The sequence below is a fragment of the Lactimicrobium sp. genome, assembly GCF_036453465.1.
In the GTDB taxonomy this organism is placed as follows: Bacteria; Bacillota_I; Bacilli_A; order Erysipelotrichales; family Erysipelotrichaceae; genus Bulleidia.
The window spans coordinates 1-21,077 of record NZ_JAZHUW010000026.1; the positions used below are offsets into that span (position 1 = coordinate 1).

At 48.8% G+C, this 21,077-nt stretch carries 18 protein-coding genes; 7 read left to right on the forward strand and 11 right to left on the reverse strand.

What is annotated here, in order from left to right:
* Positions 1-178: 178 nt before the first annotated feature.
* Positions 179-1,687 (forward strand): phytoene desaturase family protein, encoded by a 1,509-nt coding sequence (locus SOI44_RS07275; RefSeq protein WP_331348547.1) that lies wholly within the window; start codon positions 179-181, stop codon positions 1,685-1,687.
* Between the two features lie 2 nt (positions 1,688-1,689).
* Positions 1,690-2,892 carry an iron-sulfur cluster-binding domain-containing protein gene (locus SOI44_RS07280; RefSeq protein WP_331348548.1) on the forward strand — a complete coding sequence of 401 codons (1,203 nt, stop codon included), beginning with the start codon at positions 1,690-1,692 and terminating at the stop codon, positions 2,890-2,892.
* Between the two features lie 103 nt (positions 2,893-2,995).
* Here SOI44_RS07280 and SOI44_RS07285 read toward each other — a convergent pair whose 3' ends face one another.
* The 6 genes from SOI44_RS07285 to SOI44_RS07310 all read right to left on the reverse strand — a co-directional run bounded on the left by SOI44_RS07285 (position 2,996) and on the right by SOI44_RS07310 (position 9,667).
* A complete protein-coding gene (locus tag SOI44_RS07285; protein WP_331348549.1) occupies positions 2,996-4,039 on the reverse strand; it encodes a nucleoid-associated protein in 1,044 nt (347 codons plus the stop codon).
* Between the two features lie 49 nt (positions 4,040-4,088).
* Positions 4,089-4,310 carry a hypothetical protein gene (locus tag SOI44_RS07290; RefSeq protein WP_331348550.1) on the reverse strand — a complete coding sequence of 74 codons (222 nt, stop codon included), beginning with the start codon at positions 4,308-4,310 and terminating at the stop codon, positions 4,089-4,091.
* A 72-nt stretch (positions 4,311-4,382) separates the two neighbouring features.
* Positions 4,383-4,955, reverse strand: a complete 573-nt coding sequence (locus SOI44_RS07295; protein ID WP_331348551.1) for a DUF6553 family protein — start codon at positions 4,953-4,955, stop codon at positions 4,383-4,385.
* Positions 4,956-5,058: 103 nt separating this feature from the next.
* Positions 5,059-6,714 carry an ABC transporter permease subunit gene (locus tag SOI44_RS07300; RefSeq protein ID WP_331348552.1) on the reverse strand — a complete coding sequence of 552 codons (1,656 nt, stop codon included), beginning with the start codon at positions 6,712-6,714 and terminating at the stop codon, positions 5,059-5,061.
* Positions 6,715-6,733: 19 nt separating this feature from the next.
* Positions 6,734-8,242, reverse strand: a complete 1,509-nt coding sequence (locus tag SOI44_RS07305) for a sugar ABC transporter ATP-binding protein (RefSeq protein ID WP_331348553.1) — start codon at positions 8,240-8,242, stop codon at positions 6,734-6,736.
* 141 nt (positions 8,243-8,383) lie between these two features.
* Positions 8,384-9,667 carry a substrate-binding domain-containing protein gene (locus SOI44_RS07310; RefSeq protein WP_331348554.1) on the reverse strand — a complete coding sequence of 428 codons (1,284 nt, stop codon included), beginning with the start codon at positions 9,665-9,667 and terminating at the stop codon, positions 8,384-8,386.
* Between the two features lie 217 nt (positions 9,668-9,884).
* On the opposite strand from SOI44_RS07310, the gene SOI44_RS07315 reads away from it, so the two are divergent.
* The 4 genes from SOI44_RS07315 to SOI44_RS07330 are packed head-to-tail and all read left to right on the forward strand — an operon-like array spanning position 9,885 to position 15,249.
* Positions 9,885-11,480, forward strand: a complete 1,596-nt coding sequence (locus SOI44_RS07315; protein ID WP_331348555.1) for a response regulator — start codon at positions 9,885-9,887, stop codon at positions 11,478-11,480.
* Positions 11,477-13,309 (forward strand): sensor histidine kinase, encoded by a 1,833-nt coding sequence (locus SOI44_RS07320; protein WP_331348556.1) that lies wholly within the window; start codon positions 11,477-11,479, stop codon positions 13,307-13,309. Before SOI44_RS07315 ends, SOI44_RS07320 begins: the two co-directional genes overlap by 4 nt.
* Positions 13,260-14,255, forward strand: a complete 996-nt coding sequence (locus SOI44_RS07325; RefSeq protein WP_331348557.1) for a substrate-binding domain-containing protein — start codon at positions 13,260-13,262, stop codon at positions 14,253-14,255. The genes SOI44_RS07320 and SOI44_RS07325 overlap by 50 nt, the downstream gene beginning before the upstream one ends.
* A 1-nt stretch (position 14,256) precedes the next feature.
* Positions 14,257-15,249 carry a galactose ABC transporter substrate-binding protein gene (locus tag SOI44_RS07330; protein ID WP_331348558.1) on the forward strand — a complete coding sequence of 331 codons (993 nt, stop codon included), beginning with the start codon at positions 14,257-14,259 and terminating at the stop codon, positions 15,247-15,249.
* 9 nt (positions 15,250-15,258) lie between these two features.
* Here SOI44_RS07330 and SOI44_RS07335 read toward each other — a convergent pair whose 3' ends face one another.
* Positions 15,259-16,080: a hypothetical protein gene (locus tag SOI44_RS07335; protein WP_331348559.1), complete on the reverse strand. Its 822-nt coding sequence runs from the start codon at positions 16,078-16,080 to the stop codon at positions 15,259-15,261.
* A gap of 162 nt (positions 16,081-16,242) precedes the next feature.
* Here SOI44_RS07335 and SOI44_RS07340 point away from each other — a divergent pair, with 162 nt between their 5' ends.
* Complete coding sequence (locus tag SOI44_RS07340) at positions 16,243-16,419, forward strand: hypothetical protein (protein WP_331348560.1); 177 nt, start codon at positions 16,243-16,245, stop codon at positions 16,417-16,419.
* Positions 16,420-16,437: 18 nt separating this feature from the next.
* Here the strand turns inward: SOI44_RS07340 and epsC are convergent, their stop codons facing one another.
* The 4 genes from epsC to SOI44_RS07360 form a co-directional block, all read right to left on the reverse strand.
* Entirely contained in the window at positions 16,438-17,259 is an 822-nt protein-coding gene (gene epsC, locus SOI44_RS07345) for a serine O-acetyltransferase EpsC (protein ID WP_331348561.1), read from the reverse strand.
* A gap of 19 nt (positions 17,260-17,278) precedes the next feature.
* Positions 17,279-18,211, reverse strand: a complete 933-nt coding sequence (gene cysK / locus SOI44_RS07350; RefSeq protein ID WP_331348562.1) for a cysteine synthase A — start codon at positions 18,209-18,211, stop codon at positions 17,279-17,281.
* A gap of 272 nt (positions 18,212-18,483) precedes the next feature.
* A complete protein-coding gene (gene galE, locus SOI44_RS07355; protein ID WP_331348573.1) occupies positions 18,484-19,500 on the reverse strand; it encodes a UDP-glucose 4-epimerase GalE in 1,017 nt (338 codons plus the stop codon).
* A 44-nt stretch (positions 19,501-19,544) separates the two neighbouring features.
* The gene (locus SOI44_RS07360) at positions 19,545-21,059 is read right to left on the reverse strand and encodes a UDP-glucose--hexose-1-phosphate uridylyltransferase (protein WP_331348563.1); all 1,515 of its coding nucleotides are present in this window, start codon (positions 21,057-21,059) and stop codon (positions 19,545-19,547) included.
* Between the last annotated feature and the right edge of the window lie 18 nt (positions 21,060-21,077).

Sequence of the window (21,077 nt, forward strand, 5' to 3'; positions counted from 1 at the left end):
CCGATAATTCAAACTGATCCCAGACCAATTTCCATTCTTCTTCATTCATAAAACAGGATCTCCTTTACTGCATACAGTATCGGATATCCTGCTATTTATTGAAAGACGGTGTTACTTTGACGCTTACGGATAATTCCTGCCAGAATACAGGTAAAGAGCGATATCAGGAGGGATTGAAATGAACAAATACGATGTGATTGTCATCGGTGCCGGCAATGGCGGCCTCTCCGCCGCAGCCACCACAAGCATTGCCGGTCTGAAGACACTCGTTCTTGAGCGCCACAATCTGCCCGGCGGCAGTGCCACCAGCTTTGTCCGCGGCCGTTTTGAATTCGAATCCGCACTGCATGAATTATGCGATCTGGGCACCGAAGAAAATCCAGGCACCGTACGGAAACTGTTTGATCAGTATGACTGCAGGATGGACTGGTACCTGGAAGACCATCTGTTTCATCTGATCGTCCCAGGCCATACAGATGTTGTTCTGCCCACCGGCATTGAACCATTCTGCCAGGCGATGGAAAAGGCAGTGCCTGGCTGCTATGACAGTGTCAAAGCATTGATGGACCTTGGCAGAACAGCTGTTGAAGCACAGGCATATGCCATGAGTCCCAAAGCCAGCAAGCTTGTCATGATGACCAAATATGCAGATTTCCTGCGCATGGCAGGTGCGACAACCAGGCAGGGCATGAATGCCCTTGGCGTACCGGAAAAAGCCCAGTATATCCTGGAAACATACTGGTGCTATTTGGGTGCACCCGCAGATGATCTCGACTTCCTGACCACTGTACAGATGATCTACAAGTATGTGGTCGGCCATCCCGGCCAGCCGGCTGACAAGTCCCACCGCCTCTCACTGACCCTGGCAGACACGATTCTGCGCCATGGCGGGGATATCTGGTACAACTGCGAAGTTTCAAAGATTCTCATTGAAAACGGAAAGGCAAAAGGCGTCATCGTGGAAGGAAAGGAAATCCGCGCTGACCATATCATTGCCAACTGCTCTCCTTCCACGGTGATGGGCAGGATGATTGATCCCAGCATTCCTCGGCCCGAATATCCATTGAAGCTTGCCAATGCCAGACATACAGCCCTCGAGCTGGAAACCATGTATGTCGGCCTCACCCGCAGTGCCCAAGAGCTTGGCATTCATGACTATTCAACACTGATCATGTCGGATGAAGATCCGGACCTGCAGTTTCAAAAGGCAAATGGCAAAGACAAGGGTGTTTTCATCGCCAACTGCCTCAACTGCATGATCCCGAATGCATCTCCCAAAGGAACCTGCACACTGTTCTTTACAACCTTCGGTGATGAAAAGTTCTGGGCAGGCGTCAAACCGCAGGATTACTACAAAGTCAAGGAAGCACGAATGAAAGACTGGGTGGACTACTATGAGAAGTGCACCGGCATCACCATCCGTCCTTACATCGAAGAAATCACATTTGCTTCACCGGCGACCTTCTGCCGCTATCTCAACAGTCCCAATGGCACGCCATATGGCTATCAGGTAACCTGGCTTGACAACATCATCAACCGTCTGACCAGCATGGACAAAGAGCAGATTTACAAGAATCTGCGGCTTACCGGAGCTGCCTGTGAAAATATCGATGGCTATAATCTCTGCTATCTCAACGGCAATATCCAGGGCAGAAAGACAATTCAGGACGCTAAGGAGGACAAATAAGCATGGCTGCAAAGAACAATATCAAAAGTCTGAGTGAACTCAATTTCAGCAGACTTGCCAAAGAACGCGAAAAGATGATTGAAAAAGCACCCGCCAACCCGCTGCCTGTCTCTTATCCGGTCAATGAACTTTCCGCTGCCCTGCATCCTGACAAACAGCACTTCATCATCAAAGAGGTCAAAGTCTGGGATGACAACTGCAGAACCTTTGTCTTTGGCCCGGATCCTGAACATGGCACAGAACACCCCGCCTATTTCAAGGCTGGTGCCTACCTCAGCATTTTCCTGAATGTTGATGGCATGCCAATCACAAGGCCATACTCCATCTCTTCTTCCCCAAAAGAAACGCTGGAAGACAAAATAGCAATCACCGTCAAGCGTGTCCCAAATGGCACCGCCAGCAATTACATCCTGGACAACTGGAAGATCGGTGATCAGGTCACCACATCCGGTCCGCTTGGAGAATTCGTCTATCTGCCGATCCGGGATGGCAGCACAGTTGTGGCATTGGCCGGCGGCAGCGGCATCACACCGTTTCATTCTCTTGCCAGAGCCATTGCGGATGGGGATGAATCCTGCAGCCTGATCCTGCTGTATGGATCCCGCACCGAAAAAGATATCCTGTTCCATGACGAATTTGATGCCATCCAGAAAGCCTGTGACAAAGTCAAAGTAGTACATGTACTCTCAGATGAAGAAAAAGAAGGCTATGAACATGGCTTTCTGAATGCAGATCTGATCAAGAAATATGCACCGGAGGATGATTATTCCATCTTCATGTGCGGCCCTGCCGGTATGTATCACTTCCTGGATCAGGAGCTGATAAAGCTGCACCTGGAAGGCAAATGGATCCGCCATGAACTGCAGGGTGAGTTCATGAACCCGGAGAAGGCACCTGACTATCCACAGGAAAAAGTTCCTGAGACAGTCAGAATCACTGTCCGCATCTGTGATCAGGTGCATACCATCGAAGCATCAACACATGATTCCATCCTGCGCTCTCTTGAGAAAAACGGCATTGCCGCACCAGCAAGATGCCGCTCTGGTGAATGCGGATGGTGTCATTCCCGCCTGGTCAGTGGAAAGATCTACTCCCCGAAATCCATGGAACACCGCCGTCAGGCAGACAAACTGTTCAACTATATTCACCTGTGCTGCTCATTCCCACTGAGTGATCTGACCATTGAAGTACCAAACGCAAAATAAACGAAATAACATACGATCCTGATTTCCTGTTCTCCCACAGGAAAGGCCTGCTTTTCAGCAGGCCTTTCCTTTTGGCAAAGAAAAAACAGGAGCAATGTCCTGTTCAGCTGCGGTTCAGTATCTTACCGATATGCTTGATCTCAATCGTGATGGTGCCATCATCATGCTTGATGAACTCAATCAGATCCGGATTCTGAAAGTATTCCACCGGAAAGCTCAGTTCAATGCCGGTATCCGTCTTTAATTTCTGATTCTTCATTTTGCGGACAACAGCAGCCTTTGGCACCTCCAGTGCATCCGGCACCTCTGCCTCTTTGCGCTTTTGTTCAAACGCAGCGGCCATCTCTTCCTGATGATCATAACCGGAAAATGCCTCTTCCACTGCCTCTTCCATAGCAAGAGGACGTTCTTCCTTTGCACTGGCACGCACCGCCCGCTTGATGCCGGATACCGCAATCGATGGATTTTCATCATACTGGGCTGCCACTTCATTGGCAATTTCAGTCATCTTTGAAATGACTTCCTGATCCGATTTCTTCCCGGTGCAATGAAGAAGCGCATCCTGCAGAACCGCCGTATCACTGCCCCAGTTTGTCTCATCTGTATAGAGGATCTCATCATTAAGCAGATTGACAAAGCAGAACGAAGAAAGCTTCCTTGAAGCAGATGGCAGAATCATCTGCTGGGTAAAGCTGTTGGCAATCTTATCATCATCCATATTGGTGATGTGTGCCCAGGCATTCTGGTTCATCAGTAAAAGCATACCAAAGTATGGCACTTCATCTGCCCGGAAATCGACGGTAAGCACATCAATGCAGGCACCTGGATGCTCTTTCAGCCATGTGGCAAGCATATCTGCTGCCTCCCCGCTTGTCTGTATGAAATCCTTTTTCTGATGAAAAAAATCATGCATCAAAGCCTGAAACGGGCTGTCTGGCAGAAAGCTGCCATGCCGGCTGCGCAGGTCATTGAAACATCTTCTTGTATGACAATAGACGTACTTCTGGATCTCAGGTTTTTCCAGATCCAGTGTCTGCTGTGAGAGTATTTCGGTATCTGTACTGCTGTTGAGAATATGCAGGATCGCCCGGGTCAGGACAATGCCTGCACTTTTATCTTCCAGTACTGCTTCTTCGTTATCTTCCATCTTCTTCACTTGAAAAAAGCGGGATCCTACCCGCTTTATGCAAGTCCTTTCAATCCTTTTTCGGTGTTTCCGTTTCGCCTTCAATCGGACCTTCCAGATCCGCCGGTGCGGTCCGATCCATCACTGTTCCACAGTACGGGCAGACTGGTTTTTCAATGTTTACAGTATGGCCGCACTCCGAGCAGTCGCAGGCAGGCAGATACAGATAGCCGCCCATCACTGTGTCAGAAGGCCGTCTGTGATGAATCCAATACCCATGTTTTTTACTCATTCCCATCACCTCTGTTGAAAATCCGTGTGCTCTTATTATATCAGATGCCGGCAGGACTGTGATGAAGTCATCTCAATTCTGCTCCAGAAAGACTTCTGCCCGTTTGCGGGCAATGGCAAGCAGACTGGCCACATCCTCCTGCAGATGAAAGCGGGAAGGCACTTCTTCCAGCATGCGGGAAAGATCTTCCATCACCACGGCACTGACCGTATTCTGATCCCTTCTGCCCATGCCAAGAAAGGCAGGCCGGGAAAAAGATTTGCGGCTCAAAGCCAGATACCCGTCAAACAGATCCTCCCATTCCGCATCCATCAAAGCATCTTCATCATAGACGCCAAGTGTCTCCAGATGTGTAATCAGCTCTTTATTCATCGCACTGCGGTTTAAAGCATTCACATTTGTGTCGGCCATCTGCCGGATCATCAGTAAGGCATGCATGAAGTTATCCGGCCGCTGCCTCAGCTGTGCCCTGCCATAGCGCTTCTGCAGAATCACAAGCCGCCGTTTATCATCAGGATCATCATATGCATCAATCCGCTGCTGCAGCAGCTTCTCACGCACAGTAATATCCTTGATTTCATAGTAATGTGCAGGCCAGTTTTCCAGATACCGGCTGTTATCAGGTTCCTTCTTTTTCACGAACATAGTATGTATTATATCCCTTTCCTCCCATATAAGACGAAAAAGAGACTGTGTTTCTGACACAGTCCCAATTCCCCATAACTCAGGAGGAGATTACAGCAATGAATTACTTCTTCTGAACGTACTTCAGGCAGTCCAGTGTGACAGCAGCCAGAATGATGATACCTTCGAAAACGAACTGAAGGTTTGTATCAATACCAAGAATCGTCAATGAATATGTCAGAGAAGTGAAGATCAGAACACCGACAACGACGCCGGAAATCTTACCAATACCACCGGTGAAGGAAACACCGCCGACCACGCAGGCCGCAATGGCATCCATATCCCAGCCCTGTCCATAAGCAGCAGAACCAGAACCAACCATTCTGTTGCACTCCAGCCATGCGCCGATACCATACATGATGCCGGCCAGGATGAAGGCACTCAATGTTGTCTTGAAGACGGAGATACCGGAAACAGTAGCAGCTTCAGGGTTGCCGCCAACGGCATACAGGTTCTTGCCGAGAGTTGTCTTGTTCCAGATGAACCAGACAACGAAGATGGCAGCCACAGCCCAGAGGATGATCGTCGGGAACCCGTTGATCTTCGGGATGAACATCTGCGGAATCTGGGCATCAATAGCACCGAAGGAAACACCCTTTGTTGCATAAGTGACAAGACCGAAGATGATCAGCATGTTACTCATTGTGGAAATGAATGGATGCATGCGGAACTTTGCCATGAAGAAGCCGGCAACTGTTGCAAATGCAGTAGTGAGAATCACGCACATCAGTAAAGCAAACAATGCTTTGCCAGCCATCGGCCATGCGGTGAAATCAAAGATATGTCCGAACACAGCACCGGTATTGACACCCTGGTGCATGATGATGGTTGCCGTAACCATGCCCATACCAACCATACGTCCAACGGACAGATCGGTACCAGTTAACAGAATCAAGCCGGCAACACCAAGTGCTAAGAACATACGCGGACTTGCCTGCTGCAGAATGTTCAGCACGTTGGTAACGGTGAACAGCTGCGTGTGCTTGACAATCGGGGTGATGATGGCAAGGAAGATGAAGATTGCCACAATGACAATGTACAGTCCGTTTTTGAGGAAGAACTGCTTCTTATTAAATGTATAGCGGTAGTTCTCCCACTTCTGTGCCTGTTTCTGTGAGAAGGTGAACTTGGACATGCGCAGATTATCAATCAGATGATATTCATACGTGAAGGCCTCATGGCGTCTGTCCTTGATGGCCTGCACTTCATTCTGATAGGTCATCTTGGCATCGAACTGACGGTTCTTGTATACGTAGTTCTCATCCTTGATTTCATGCTTGTCACTCAGCTTGGCAAGATTAGCATCATGCTCTTTTTTCAATGTATCCAAAGCAGCGGCATACTTTTCCTTTGCCTGGGCCAGCTGCGCATCACAGCTTGCATTTACCGGATCCAGATACTTGCTCTTGTAATTTTCCTTGAGGTAGCCCTCAGCCTTGGCAACCAGAGCCTTGATCTCATCTTTATGCTTGTTTTCAACAACCTTGGCTTCCTCAATCTGCTTGTGGATTGCCACACTCTTGTCATTGGCTTCCTTGGCATCCAGTGTCTTGTCATTCTTGACATGAATCAGCTCATTGCGCAGATTCTGCACCTTCGTGCTGCCTTCTGCACGCATCGCATCAATCTGTTTCTGGATGTCTTCAACATATGCTGTAATCGGCGCACGGAGCTGTTCTTCTTGCTCTGTGGTCAGAATGTTCTTATTTGTATTCTCCATTTTGCTTTACCCCTTACTATCAAAGATACTTTGCACTGAGCCGCAGCAGCTCTTCCTGGTTTGTTTCCTTCGTATTGACAATACCGGACAAATGGCCGTTGCTCATCACGCCGATCCGGTTGGTAATACCAAGAATCTCAGGCATTTCTGATGAAACAACGATGATCGTCTTGCCCTGCTTCGCCATCTGAATAATCAGTTCATAAATTTCGTACTTGGCGCCGACATCAATGCCGCGGGTAGGCTCATCCATCATGAATACATTCGGATTTCTCTCCAGCCATTTGCCGAAGATCACTTTCTGCTGGTTGCCACCGGAAAGAGACGCAATGCTGTCATCCGGTCCCATGCACTTTGTATGCATGATCTTGATTTCCCTGGCTGTTGCCTTAACCATCTTCTGATCAGAAAGAGCAGGTCCGCTCTTGTAATGATCCAGGTTGGCAATGCACGTATTGAAGGTAAGATCACCCTTGAGGAACAGACCATTTGCCTTACGTTCCTCAGTGATCATTGCAAAGCCATGATCCATGGCATCACGCGGAGAGTTGAAGTTGCACAGGCGTCCATTGTAATAGACACGGCCGCTTGCTCTTGTACGGGCACCGAAGATCGTTTCCAGCAGTTCCGTACGGCCGGCACCAACCAGGCCATACAGACCGAAGATTTCACCTTCACGGACATCGAAGCTGATATCCTGCAGATGCGGCGCATACTTTGTAGAAAGATGCTGAATGGAAAGAATCGGTTCCTTCGGCGTATTGTCAACCGGCGGGAAACGATTGTCCAGAGAACGGCCAACCATGGCCGCAATCAGCTGGTTCATGTTCGTATCCTTGGTTGCGCTGGTCATGACCATCTTGCCATCACGCAGCACGGATACCTCATCACAGATCTGGAAGATTTCATCCATCTTGTGAGAGATATAGATTAGGGAAATACCCTGATCACGCAGCTTGCGCATCATACTGAAGAGTTTCTTGACTTCCGGCTCGGTCAGAGAAGAAGTCGGCTCATCCAGTACGATCAGCTTGGAATGATAAGAAATTGCCTTGGCAATCTCACACATCTGTCTTGCTGAAACACTCATGGTGCGCATCGGTGCTGTCAGGTTGAATGTCAGTCCAAGGCTGCGGAACAGATCCGCTGCTTCTTTACGCATTCTGCCTTCATCAATGACACCAAACGAATTGGTTGGATAACGGCCGAGGAACAGATTATCGACCACACTTCTTTCCAATGCCTGATTCAATTCCTGATGCACCATGGCAATGCCATTTTCCAATGCATCCTTCGGTCCTGAGAAGCTGACTTCCTTCCCATCCAGAATGATCGTTCCTTCATCCTTCTGGTATGTACCGAACAGACATTTCATCATCGTCGATTTACCGGCACCATTTTCACCCATCAGACCCATGATCGTTCCACGTTTCACATCCAGGTCAATGTGATCGAGAACTCTGTTTCGTCCGAAGGTCTTGCACATGCCTCTGATCGACAGGATATTGTCATTCTTTTCTTCGCTCATGCACGATTACCCCTTTTTATATTTGGCGGATTTGTTTACGTCATGCCGTAAACCTCTCCATAAAGAAGAGAAAGGGCTGCAGGGAAACTCTGTCCCAAGCCACCCTTTCTCAACAAAATCATTCGAAACGCTTACTTCGTATCAGGAAAGCAGTGATGTGTAGGAAGCTGCGTTATCCGTCTTCACCATGTTGATGGCAAATGCATCATACTGATCCGGGTTGCCAAGTCTGTTGGTGATGTTGGACTCTGTCTGGCCATCGCCGCCGATGTATTCAACATCGAGGTTCAGCAGATCATCATACTTCTCAAGAAGCGGCTGATATGTAGAACTCAGGAAGTTATCGGAAGCGTTATAGATGTCAAGCCATACCTTCTTTGTCGGAGACTTTGTAGCATCCAGCTGGTTGGAAACCGGCTTGTAAACAACTGTGGAATCCAGGAAGTCCTTGTAGTTATCTTCTGTAACAGCGAGGTTCAATGCATAGAAGCTTCTCTCATCTGCTTTGTATTCATAATCTTCGCCTTCAACCAGAACGTTGCCGGCATCATCAGCTGTGGAGATACCTGTATTGATATCAACACCATCCAGAGCATTTCTCAGAACTCTCAGTGTCAGATAAGCCTGAACATCTGCGTGCTGGGAAATGGTTCCTGCATAGCCGTCAGCGATTGCTGCAACAGCATCAGAGTTAGCATCATATCCGAATGTCGGAACTTTGTTGTCCTTGCTCCAGGCGTTGAACATTGCCATGCCCATGCCATCGTTGTTGGAGATGACCAGATCGATCTGATCGCCGAAGGAAGAAGACCATGTGCCGATAGCGTTGCCGGCTGTTGCAGCATCCCATGTTGCACCAGCAGAGTTCTTCATTTCCTGAGAAGCGAGCTCTCTGACTTTGTAAGTCTTGCCGCCGGCATCAATTGTGCCATCCTGAACAACTGTGGAAGAACCATCTGTGTTGGTTCCACACGGCTCAGAATTCAGATTGTCGCCATCCTTGACGCCTGTGCCAAGAGCCTTACGGACACCTCTTGTACGGGCAATGGAGTCATTGTGGCCGATATCGCCGATTGCCAGAACGTAACCGATGATGCCATCGCCGTTTCTGTCAATCGTGTCAGCGTGCTTTGTGATGTAGTCAGCGACCATCTGGCCCTGCAGCTCAGCACCCTGATTGGCATCGAATCCTACATAGTACGTGTCCTTGTTCCAGTTCAGAGCAGTCATGTCAAGCTCACCAGTGGAGCTGTTGGACGGCTGACGGTTGAACCATACAAGAGGCTTGTCAGCGTTGGAGCCGGAAGACTTGCTGCCGGCATCAGAAGATGCAACTGCTGTGGACGATCCGCCGCCGCAGCCAGCCAGCAGGCCAGCCGACATTGCAACCGTCGTGAGAATGCTTAATGCTTTTTTCTTGTTCACAATTATTTCCCTCCTTGTGAATTTTTGAGGTTTCCCTCAACGCACCTTTACTTTAGCAAGCGCTTTCATCTTTCAACATAGAATATTTTTTGATGAATCATTAAAGATTTTTCATGAGAATTTCACAATTGACTGAGGGATGATGATGCCCGGAATCTTCCCGTAAAGGCATACAAACTGCATTTTCAAGCTTATAATTGAACCACGCGAGGTTGCTATGAATAAATATAAAGTAATGCTTGTTGACGATGAAAAGGATGTCATGGATGTCATCCGGCAGCGCATCGACTGGGATGCCATCGGCCTGGAAGACCCGGTCTATGCTGCCAATGGCTTAGAAGCACTGGACTTAGCCGAGCAGGTACATCCGGACATTGTCATGACTGATATCAAGATGCCATACATGGATGGTCTGGAACTGAGCAGGCAGCTCAAGCAGCTCTATCCCAACATCCGCATCATTATTCTTTCCGGCTTTGATGAATTTGAATATGCCAAGGAAGCCGTCTCCCTCAATGCCGAAGAATATCTGCTCAAACCGATTGATGCCCAGCAGCTGCAGCAGGTATTCACCCGCATCAAGAATGCATTGGACAAAGAGATCAGTGACCGCCAGAACCAGCAGATGCTGGAAAACTATTACCGGCAGTCCCTCCCCGTTCTGCAGGAAAACTTCTTTGCCTCTCTTGTTCAGGGCAGTATCCCGCCCGAGGAGTACCAGCAGTATCTCCATGACTATCAGATTTCGATTCCCGGTCCATACTATGCCGCTGCCGTGCTGTACACAAGCACCACCCATGTACCAAAGGGAATGGATTACATGCTGCTGTTCATGAGTGTGCGCAAGCTTGCCCAGGAAAAGATTTCCAGCCGCTGGCAGCCCCACTACTTCAATTATCTGTCCCATCTGTGCATGGTGATTTCTCTGCAGAAAAAAGAGGACATCACTGAATTCACAGATGAGCTTGACCGCTTCTGCCGGCTTGCCCACAGCATGGTCAATGCCGTTGTCACCGCCGGTATCGGCCAGGTATGTTCCTCACCATCGGAAATATCTGCTTCCTATGCCGGTGCCCGCCAGGCCGTTTCCTATCGTGTCATCTACGGATCCTGCCAGGCTATAAACATCACTGAAATTGCGCCAAGTGAAAATGAGGAAGCGACGGATACAAGCGATGCCGATCTGCGTGAACTAATAAAACAGATTTCCCTGGAAGATCCTGCCAAACTCAAGGCAGCCATCAATAAGTACTTTGATGCCAATGCCGGCATCTCCTCTGTCATTACCTACAATCTGTTTGTCATGGACCTGGTCGGCAGACTGGGCCGCTTTGCCCGCAATAACAATCTGGATACCCAGGAAATCTTTGGCAAGGATGCCATTGACTGGCAGAACCTGCAGTCCCGTGATCCTGATACCGTCAAAACATGGACGATGAATGTATGTCTGGATATGCAGGCAAAACTGCATGAAAAACGTTCTTCTTCCACCCGTGACTTTGTTGAGAAAGCAAAAGCCTATGTCAATGAGCACTATATGGATTCCGATCTTTCTTTGAATACGCTGTGCCATGTGCTGGGGGTGTCCGGATGCTACTTTTCCACCGTATTCAAGCGTGAAACAAACCAGAGCTTTGTCAGCTATCTGACCGATGTGCGCATGAACAAAGCCGCGGATCTGCTGGTAGAGCAGAATGAGAAGGCCTATATTGTTGCCACTCAGGTTGGCTACAATGATCCCAATTACTTCTCTTATGTCTTCCGCCGCAAGTTCGGTGTTTCACCAAGCAAATACAAAGCAGGCCGGCAATGAGACGAAAAGCGCAGGGACAGCCCCGTTCCATCCGGGTGATCATCCTGATCTCCTATACACTTGCCTCACTGATGATCATGTCTATTCTCGGCCTGTCCTTTTACAGCCTGTTTACAACCCGCACCAAAAAGATGCTGATAGAAAGCACCGGCAATGTTTCCCGCCAGGAAGTAGTCAATATCGAGGCATATCTTTCCAGTATGCGCGGCATTGCCAATGCTCTGTACTATGATGTCATAAAAGGCACGGACATCAGCAGCACTGACCTCTCTGATCGAATCTCTCTGCTGTATGCCGCCAACAGTGATGAGATTGTCTCCATTGCCCTGTTCAAAGACGATGGCACCCTGATTACCGCTGCTCCCAATACGCCTTTGAAGCCAGGGGCAGATCCAAAAGAACAGTCATGGTTTACCGATGCCCTGGCGGAAGTAGAAAATGTGCATTTCTCTCAGCCCCATATTCAGAATCTGTTTGTTTCAAAAACCTATGACTATAACTGGGTAATCTCTTTATCCATGGCTGTGGACCTGAATGAAAACGGCACCTCCAGCCGCGGCGTCCTGCTGATTGATATGAATTATCAGGATCTCGAGCAGCTGCTGGAAAGCACCAATCAGGATCTCTCCAGCCGCTACAGCTATCTGGCTTCCAGTGATGGCAGTATGATCTACCACCCCTATCAGTCACAGATCCAGGCAGAACATTATCAGGAAGCGACATCCAAAGTGCTGCGTGAGCAGGATGGTGCCCATCAGGAAACCTATGGCGGTAAAAAGATGATTGTCGTTGTGGATACTGTCTCATATACCGGCTGGAAGCTTGTCAGCGTGATTCCATCAAGTGCACTGGCAATTGATGCCCGCAGCACCAGATCATTGATTATCATGATTATCTGTCTGACCATCATGGTCATGATCCTGATCAACCGTGCTCTGGCCAACCGTGTATCACAGCCTTTGATCCGCCTGAATGACGCCATTGCCAACATGGAAGGTGTCCGCAACATTCCTGACAATGTTTATGCCAATGGCTCTAAGGAAGTCCAGGAGCTTGGCAGTACGCTGCATAACTACATGAACCAGATCAACCGCCTGATGGATGATATGGTCAAAGAAGAGGAAGACAAGCGCCGCAGTGAGCTGGATGCTCTGCAGGCACAGATCAATCCTCACTTCCTGTACAACACACTGGATTCCATCGTCTGGATGATTGAAGGCGGCAAAGACCAGGAAGCTGTGTATATGATTACCCAGCTGGCATCCTTCTTCCGCATGTCGCTCAACCGCGGCAAAGCCATGATCTCCATTGGCAATGAAATCAAGCAGGCCCAGGCATACCTTGCCATCCAGAAGATCCGCTACAAGCAGTCATTCAAAGACTACTACGAAATCGAAGACGGCATTGAAAATGACATGATTGTCAAGCTTGTCATCCAGCCAATATTGGAAAATGCTATCTATCACGGCATCAAGGAAGCCGAGCAGGATGGTGAAATCCGGATCCATGGCTGGAAGGATGGCAGTGATATCTACATTTCCATCTCTGATAACGGCTATGGCATGACCCCGGAAGAAGTGAATTCCATCCTGGATGAAAAGAAACGGCCAGCCGTGGAAAAGCATGGGTCCGGCGTCGGTCTGATCAATGTCGATAAGCGGCTGCGGCTGCGCTTTGGCGAAGGCTATGGCCTGAAAGTGGAAAGTGAACTGGATGAAGGCACGACCGTCACCATTCACATTCCTGCCATTGAAGCAACCCAGGAAAATCTGGAACGCTATGAAAACGGAAAGGAAGGTGATGGCCATGAACCGCCGCAGGCTGAATGATTCCCTGGTCTTTATGATCTGCGGTGCACTGGTGCTGTGTGCGCTTGTGGCCGGGATCATTGCCAACCTTCCTGAAAAAAGTACGCCTCCTGTTGAAATTTCTGTTGTTGTACCGGATTCCGGCAGTGCCCGCTGGTCTAACTTCAAGAGCGGCCTGCGGGCGGCGGCCAGAGAATATTCCATTGATCTGAATATCGTGAAAACCGATGCCTTCTCCGGCTCTCAGCAGGAAAAAGATGTCATCGAGCAGGAAATATCCCAGGGTGCCAAAGGCATCATTACCCAGCTCATCACAAGCACAGATGCAGAGGCCTTTATTCAGCAGACCGCAAAAGAAGTACCGGTTGTCCTGTGTGACAGCATTGTTTCTGTAGATCAGGACAATGTCAGTGTTCTCAGCATGAACAACGAAGCCGCGGGCAATTCACTCGGCATCCAGGCCAGCCGCATGCACAAAGACACATCTTTCACGGTTGGCGTTCTGGCTGGTCAAAGCAATGCCACCCGCACAGCACAGCGCCTTACCGGACTGATGAATGCGCTGAATGAAAACGGCGGCACGATTTCCTGGCTGCTGTACAGCGATACAACAACGGTTGAAAAACTGCAGTCTCTGCTTGGCACATCACCGGTAGATGTCATGGTTGCTCTGGACAATACTGCCCTGGAAACCGCTATTGATTACTGCATGCTGGATCAGGCAGATGCCCCTGCTCTGTACGGCATCGGCACTTCTGACAAATGCATTTACTACACGGATGTCGGCCTGATTGACAAGCTGATTGTCCAGGATGAATATGCCATGGGCTATCAGGCCGTTGAACAGCTTGCCCGCCGTCTGCAGAAGCACACTGCCATGCAGAGCGGCACCATTGACTTCAAGGTCATCACCAAAGACAATATGTTTACTGATCAGAACCAGAAACTTCTGTTCCCAATGAAATAACATGAAGAAACTTGCAATCCTTTGTGCGCTGGCACTGTCCCTTTCGGGCTGCAGTGCTGCCCCATCCAAGAAAACATACAGTATCGGTGTTGCCGTTTATGATGGCAGCGATACGTTTATCTCCTCGATCTGTGATACCCTTTCCTCTGAAGCGGAAAAAGACGGCATCCATGTCTCTATTACGGATGCCGGCCGCTCCCAGCTCAATGAAAACGATCAGGTCAATGATCTGATTGATGATGGTGCCGATATTCTCTGCATCAATCTGGTGGACAGATCCGCCACTTCCACGATCATCAATGCCGCCATGGATAAAAATATTCCGGTGATCTTTTTCAACCGGGAACCGGTACAAAGCGATCTGACGCGCTGGGAGAAACTGTACTATGTCGGCGCCGATGCCGAAGAAAGCGGCCGTCTGCAGGGACAGATCGCAGCCAACTGGCTGGCCACCCATCCCGAAGCAGACCGCAATCAGGATGGCATCATCCAGTACTATATACTGGAAGGTGAGCCCGGCCACCAGGATACCATCATCCGTTCTGAAACCGCTGTTTCTACGCTTGATGAAGCCGGTATTTCCCTTGAAAAAGCCGGCTATGCCATCTGTGACTGGCAGCGTGATGAAGCTTATGACAAAACCTCACAGCTCATTAAAGATGGAACGTATATCGAACTGCTTCTGTGCAACAATGATGAAATGGCAGCCGGTGCTGTGCAGGCCTATGATGATGCCGGCATCTCTATGGATATGCGTCCTGCCATTGCCGGCATTGATGGCACGAAAGAAGGCATCAGTCTGGTCAATAGCGGGAAAATCATCGGCACTGTATATAACAACTACAAAGATCAGGCGGAAAAGATTTATCAGCTTGCGGATGCTTTGATGAACAATAAAAGCCTGCAGGATCTCAACCTGCAGGACGGCCACAGCTATTATTCTTCGTATCAGAAAATCACGCCAGACAACGTATCTTCCTTCCTTGGTCAATAACCTGTTTCTTCAGGCATTTTCCGGATCAGAAGACTGATCCATAGGCCGCGGAATAAAATTTGTCACAATGGACTTTTTATCACGGTTTGTCACATAGAAATAGCCGAACACACTGAACACTGCTGCACCGACCAGATTGACAAACAGATCTGACATCGTATCAATCAGGCCGATATCCAGATAGCCGTTATCCATCGTATACACCGAGCCATCTTCCAGATAGAGCTCGGTTTTTTTGATTCCTTTGATGATGACCGGCTTATTCTTTTTCTCCGGATTCAAGGCCACACTGGAAATACTATGCACCCATGTATCTTTCTGCATATCCGTACGCACCAGGCTGTCAGCCGAAAATTCAATAAATTCCCAGCAGACACCAACCGTCATGGAAAAGCAGAAGGATACAATGCACAGATACAGCGGTGACAGATTCAGACGGTGGCTGTGCTGGTTCAGCAGATCCACAAGCGAGAAGCCGATGGCTGCACACAGGAATCCATTAATCGTATGCAGGATGGTATCCCAGAAGGGAATAATCATGTAGAAATTATTGATTTCACCAAGGATTTCCGCTGCATAAATAAACAGATAAATGATGATTTCAAGGGCACTGGGAAGCGTGATGCGGAAACGGGACGAGACAAGATGGGGCAGTGTAAACAGAACAAGAGACAGGATACAGAGCACTGCATTGTTTAAATCGCCCTTTGTCAGCTCACGGATCAAAGACAGCACGACCAGAACACGCAGAACAATATAGACAATCACGGTCTTACGGTCTGTACCGGCATATTTTTTCTTCAAATAATTTCCAATCTTCTGAAACATCATCAAACCCTCTCTCATTTCCTGTCATTATACTAGCAGAACATGAAGGCGGCACAATAAACATACCTCAGGCACAAATACCATGTTTAATGGACTTTTATCATGAATGATTCCATTCATGAAGGCAAACCGATATAATGATGTTGACCACGGGGAGGCTTGATCATGAAAATTGAACTCAATCTGGACGAAGACCTTGTCAAAGATCTGCAGGAGGCAGCCGACAGCCGCAGCTGCAGTCTGAATGATTTCATCCAAGCAGCACTGAAAGCAGACCTGCTTCGCTCAGAAGTCTTTCTGAATGAAGTACATACTGCCAGAGCAAAAACAGAATCCCGCTAGAGATTCTGTTTTCTTCATTTATTTCTGACTGCCTGTGTAATAGATCACAGATCCCGGCGGCACACTGTGCAGCAGCCAGACATTGCCGCCGATCACGGAATGATCTCCTACTTTAGTATCACCGCCGAGAATGGTCGCATTGGCATAGATGACAACATGGCTGCCGATATCCGGATGCCGCTTGCCGCCTTTGACCGGATTGCCCTCTTTATCGAGCTGGAAACTGCGGGCACCAATGGTTACGCCCTGATACAGCTTGACATGTTCCCCGATCACAGCCGTTTCACCAATGACGATGCCAGTGCCATGATCAATACAGAAATATGCGCCGATGGTGGCACCGGGATTGATATCAATACCGGTTTTTTCATGGGCATATTCGGCCATCACTCTGGGCAGATAAGGCACATGCAGGGAATACAGGACATGGGCAATACGGTAAATCATGACTGCATAGAAGCCCGGATAGCAGAGAATAATCTCTGCTTTGCTTTTAGCAGCAGGATCACCATCATAGATGGCCTGCAGATCACTCATCAACAGCTTCTTCACCTGTGGTAAAGAGGACATGAAGGTATCCGCAATGGCTGAGGCATCCACAGAAGGATCACCGATCCGGTTGTTGACAATGCGGATTTCCTTCTCAAGGCATGCCTGCAGCTCCACAAAGGCTTCCATCGGACTCAGGTCAGAGAAATGATAGTACCCTGGCAGCAGAATGACCTGTGCTTCTTTGAGAAGATATACGATCACCTTGCGGTCTGGCAGACCCGAGGATGCCATCAAAGATGGATCATTGATATGATCCAGTTCTGCCAGAATTTCTGCTGCCTTGCTCATGTGTCCTCCTGTAATTTACTTACTCTGCAAACATTGATGTAGAAAGATAACGGTCTCCGGAATCCGGCAGAATAATAACAATATTCTTGCCGGCATTTTCTTCACGCTGTGCCAGCTTGATGGCTGCTGCCACTGCCGCACCGGAAGAGATACCTACCAGTACACCGGTGCGGCGGCCGAACTCACTGCCTACCTTCAGTGCTTCATCATTGGTGATGCGCACAATCTCATCGATCAGACTTGTATCCATCACTTCCGGAATAAAGCCGGCGCCAATACCCTGAATCTTGTGCGGACCTGGTTTCTCACCAGACAGCACTGCCGAAGAATCCGGTTCCACTGCCACAACCTTGACATTCGGGTTCTTCTCTTTCAGATACTTACCGGTACCTGTCAGTGTTCCGCCGGTACCGACACCAGACACAAGGATATCAACCTTGCCATCGGTATCATTCCAGATTTCCGGACCTGTGGTTGTGTAGTGTGCCTTCACATTGGAAGGATTGACAAACTGGCCGGCAACCCAGGAACCCGGGATCTCCTTGGACAGTTCATCTGCCTTTGCCATGGCACCCTTCATACCTTTGGCACCTTCTGTCAGCACCAGCTCAGCGCCATAGGCCTTCATCAGCTTGCGGCGCTCCACCGACATGGAATCCGGCATCACGATAATTACCCTGTATCCTCTGGAAACACCAACAGCACTTAAGCCAATGCCGGTATTGCCAGAAGTAGGTTCAATAATTGTACCACCTTTTTGCAGGCGGCCGTCCTTTTCTGCATCATCAATCATCTGTCTGGCAATTCTGTCCTTGATGGAGCCGGTCGCATTCAGATACTCCAGCTTGCCCAGCAGCTTTGCCTTGACACCATACTCTTTTTCAATACCTGTCAGTTCCAGCAGCGGCGTATTGCCAATCAGCTGCTCTACGGATGTGTAAATCTTGCTCATAATTTTCTCCTTTTTCCTTTTTCCAAACAAAAACCCGGTGTATCTCTTTACACCGGGTATCACTGCAAATCACTTCTGATGCACGTAAAATACGTGAATCACGCAAGGTGAATCCCGGTATGATACATGCAACAACATACGGCCGTGAATACTGTTACCATCTTCATATGGGATCCTCCTGACAAAGACTATGTTACCTGAACTTTTTCAAATGTCCAGTATTTTGATATGAATTTGAAGAAGAAAAACAGGCTGCCTTTGCAGCCTGCCTGTTAGTCACCGTAACCGTTTGGATTTTTTACCTGCCAGTTCCAGGCATCACGGCACATGTCATCCAGATTCTTTTCTGCCTTCCAGCCAAGCACTTTATATGCCTTTGTCGGATCAGAATAGCATGTTGCGATATCACCAGGGCGGCGCGGATCAATCACATACGGAATTTCCTTGCCGCATGCTTTGGAGAAGGCATGGATGATATCCAGCACAGAGTAGCCGACACCTGTGCCAAGATTGAAGATATTGACACCCTTCAGCTTATCAAAGCCGCGGATGGCGCTGACATGTCCCTTGGCCAGATCCACAACATGGATGTAGTCACGCACGCCGGTGCCATCCGGTGTGTCATAGTCATCACCAAAGACATGCACCTTCTCCAGCTTGCCCAGGGCAACCTGGCTGACATACGGCAGCAGATTGTTCGGGATACCCTTTGGATCTTCGCCAATCAGACCGGACTCATGAGCACCAATCGGATTGAAGTATCTTAACAGCATGACCTGCCACTCATTGTCTGCTTTCCAGATATCTGTCAGGATTCTTTCCTGCATGGACTTGGTTTCACCATACGGATTGGTTGTCACACCAAGCGGGCACTCCTCCGTGATCGGTACAAAGGCCGGATCACCATACACTGTTGCACTGGACGAGAAGACAAAACGCTTGCAGCCATGATGGCGCATGACATCACACAGCACCAGAGTTGTATTCAGGTTATTCGTATAGTATTCAATCGGCTTGCGGGTCGATTCACCAACCGCCTTATAGCCGGCAAAATGAATGACTGCATCAATCTTTTCACGGTCAAACAGATCATTCAGAGCCTTGCGGTCCGCTACATCAATGTTATAGAAAGCAGGGCGCTTTCCTGTGATCTTTTCAATTCTGTCCACAACAAGTTCCTTGGAATTGTACAGGTTGTCAGCAATAACAACGTCATAGCCTGCATTCAGCAGTTCAACACATGTATGGCTGCCAATAAAACCTGTGCCGCCAGTCACCAGAATCTTCATTTTCATTTTCTCCTTTGCTATTCCATTATATCCTGCCGATATCATTATGCACCCAGTGTCTGCAGGAAACGTGCAAACTGTGCACGTCCTGTCTCTGTATCCTTGAACACGCCGCAGTCTTCCAATACATGCAGGAATACCGTGCCGACTTCCTGCTGCAGCACACTGTCAACCAGATTTCCATCTGTGCTGCCTGCAATCTCAGGATGGCGCTGTTCTACTTCTTTCAGCCATGGCGCATGTGCTTCCAGAGCAGGAACAGCCGATACATCCTGTCCTTTCATCACAGTTTCCTTCATCTTTTCCATGTCTTTCAAAAGACGGGAAGGCAGCACCGCCAGACCCATGACTTCAATCAGGCCGATATTTTCTCTCTTGATGTGATGATATTCCGGATGCGGATGGAAAATGCCAAACGGATATTTCTCACTTGTGCAGTTATTGCGCAGCACCAGGTCCAGCTCATACTTTCCATCCCGTTTGCGGGCAATCGGCGTGATGGTATTGTGGCGCACATCACCATCAAAGGCATGGAAGCCTGCTTCCTCATCGCTGTAATGAATCCATGTCTGCAGAATATGATCTGCACAGTCACAAAGCTGTTCTCTGTCTTTGGAAACAAGACGGATGACGCTCATCGGCCATTTGACAATGCCGGCCTGAATATCCTGAAAACCCGGAATTGTAAATGTCTGGCGGATGGGTGCTTTTGCCATGGCAAATTCATACTTTCCTCCCTGGAAATGTTCATGGGTCAGAATGGAGCCGCCTACAATCGGAATATCCGCATTGGATCCAATCATGTAATGCGGAAACTGATGCACAAAGTCCAGAAGGCTGGCAAAGGCATGGCGGTCAATATGCATCGGTTCATGCTTTTGGGACAGCACGATGCAGTGCTCATGATAATAGCTGTACGGACTGTACTGCATATAATAGCGTGCCCCATCCAGGGTTAACGGGATCAGCCGGATGGTCTGTCTGGCCGGATGGTCAAGACGGCCTGCATATCCTTCATTTTCACGGCACAGCAGGCACTTCGGATACATTTCCTGCTTCTTCTTCAGTGCTGCCGCAATGGCACGGGGATCCTTCTCCGGCTTGGAAAGATTGATGGTGATATCAAAATCACCATACGGCGTTGCCGTCTTCCATCTGCGGTCTTTGACAATCCGGTAAGTACGTACATAATCACTGTCACAGCTCAGCTGATAGAAATAATCCGTCGCTTTTTCCGGGCTTTCCTGATAATACTGATGAAATTGTGAAATCACCTGGGAAGGGCGTGGTGTCAATACACCCATCAGCCGTGTATCAAACAGATCACGGGTGGCTGTGCCATCCTCAATCACTCCTCTTGATACGGCATCATCCAGCAGTTCCTTCAGAATCTCTTCCAGCGGCCGGCTGCCATCTCCCCCATCAATCTGGAAATCTGCCGGCGGTTCCAGCTTCATCACATCCAGCAGCTGGTTGCCTGCATAAACGGCATCCTCAGGACCAATCAAATGATGTCTGATTCCATAGGCTGTCAGATCTTTTACTGCATTTAAAACCATTTGTTATGCCTCCTGCAT

Excerpts from the sequence above, each read along its gene's own strand:
- SOI44_RS07335 (WP_331348559.1), bottom strand. The coding sequence starts at position 16,080 with ATGATGTTTCAGAAGATTGGAAATTATTTGAAGAAAAAATATGCCGGT.
- SOI44_RS07360 (WP_331348563.1), bottom strand. The coding sequence starts at position 21,059 with ATGGTTTTAAATGCAGTAAAAGATCTGACAGCCTATGGAATCAGACAT.
- SOI44_RS07300 (WP_331348552.1), bottom strand. The coding sequence starts at position 6,714 with ATGGAGAATACAAATAAGAACATTCTGACCACAGAGCAAGAAGAACAG.
- SOI44_RS07280 (WP_331348548.1), top strand. The coding sequence starts at position 1,690 with ATGGCTGCAAAGAACAATATCAAAAGTCTGAGTGAACTCAATTTCAGC.
- SOI44_RS07285 (WP_331348549.1), bottom strand. The coding sequence starts at position 4,039 with ATGGAAGATAACGAAGAAGCAGTACTGGAAGATAAAAGTGCAGGCATT.
- galE (WP_331348573.1), bottom strand. The coding sequence starts at position 19,500 with ATGAAGATTCTGGTGACTGGCGGCACAGGTTTTATTGGCAGCCATACA.
- SOI44_RS07325 (WP_331348557.1), top strand. The coding sequence starts at position 13,260 with ATGAAAACGGAAAGGAAGGTGATGGCCATGAACCGCCGCAGGCTGAAT.
- SOI44_RS07320 (WP_331348556.1), top strand. The coding sequence starts at position 11,477 with ATGAGACGAAAAGCGCAGGGACAGCCCCGTTCCATCCGGGTGATCATC.
- SOI44_RS07290 (WP_331348550.1), bottom strand. The coding sequence starts at position 4,310 with ATGAGTAAAAAACATGGGTATTGGATTCATCACAGACGGCCTTCTGAC.
- SOI44_RS07305 (WP_331348553.1), bottom strand. The coding sequence starts at position 8,242 with ATGAGCGAAGAAAAGAATGACAATATCCTGTCGATCAGAGGCATGTGC.
- SOI44_RS07295 (WP_331348551.1), bottom strand. The coding sequence starts at position 4,955 with ATGTTCGTGAAAAAGAAGGAACCTGATAACAGCCGGTATCTGGAAAAC.
- SOI44_RS07340 (WP_331348560.1), top strand. The coding sequence starts at position 16,243 with ATGAAAATTGAACTCAATCTGGACGAAGACCTTGTCAAAGATCTGCAG.
- SOI44_RS07315 (WP_331348555.1), top strand. The coding sequence starts at position 9,885 with ATGAATAAATATAAAGTAATGCTTGTTGACGATGAAAAGGATGTCATG.
- epsC (WP_331348561.1), bottom strand. The coding sequence starts at position 17,259 with ATGAGCAAGGCAGCAGAAATTCTGGCAGAACTGGATCATATCAATGAT.
- SOI44_RS07275 (WP_331348547.1), top strand. The coding sequence starts at position 179 with ATGAACAAATACGATGTGATTGTCATCGGTGCCGGCAATGGCGGCCTC.
- cysK (WP_331348562.1), bottom strand. The coding sequence starts at position 18,211 with ATGAGCAAGATTTACACATCCGTAGAGCAGCTGATTGGCAATACGCCG.
- SOI44_RS07330 (WP_331348558.1), top strand. The coding sequence starts at position 14,257 with ATGAAGAAACTTGCAATCCTTTGTGCGCTGGCACTGTCCCTTTCGGGC.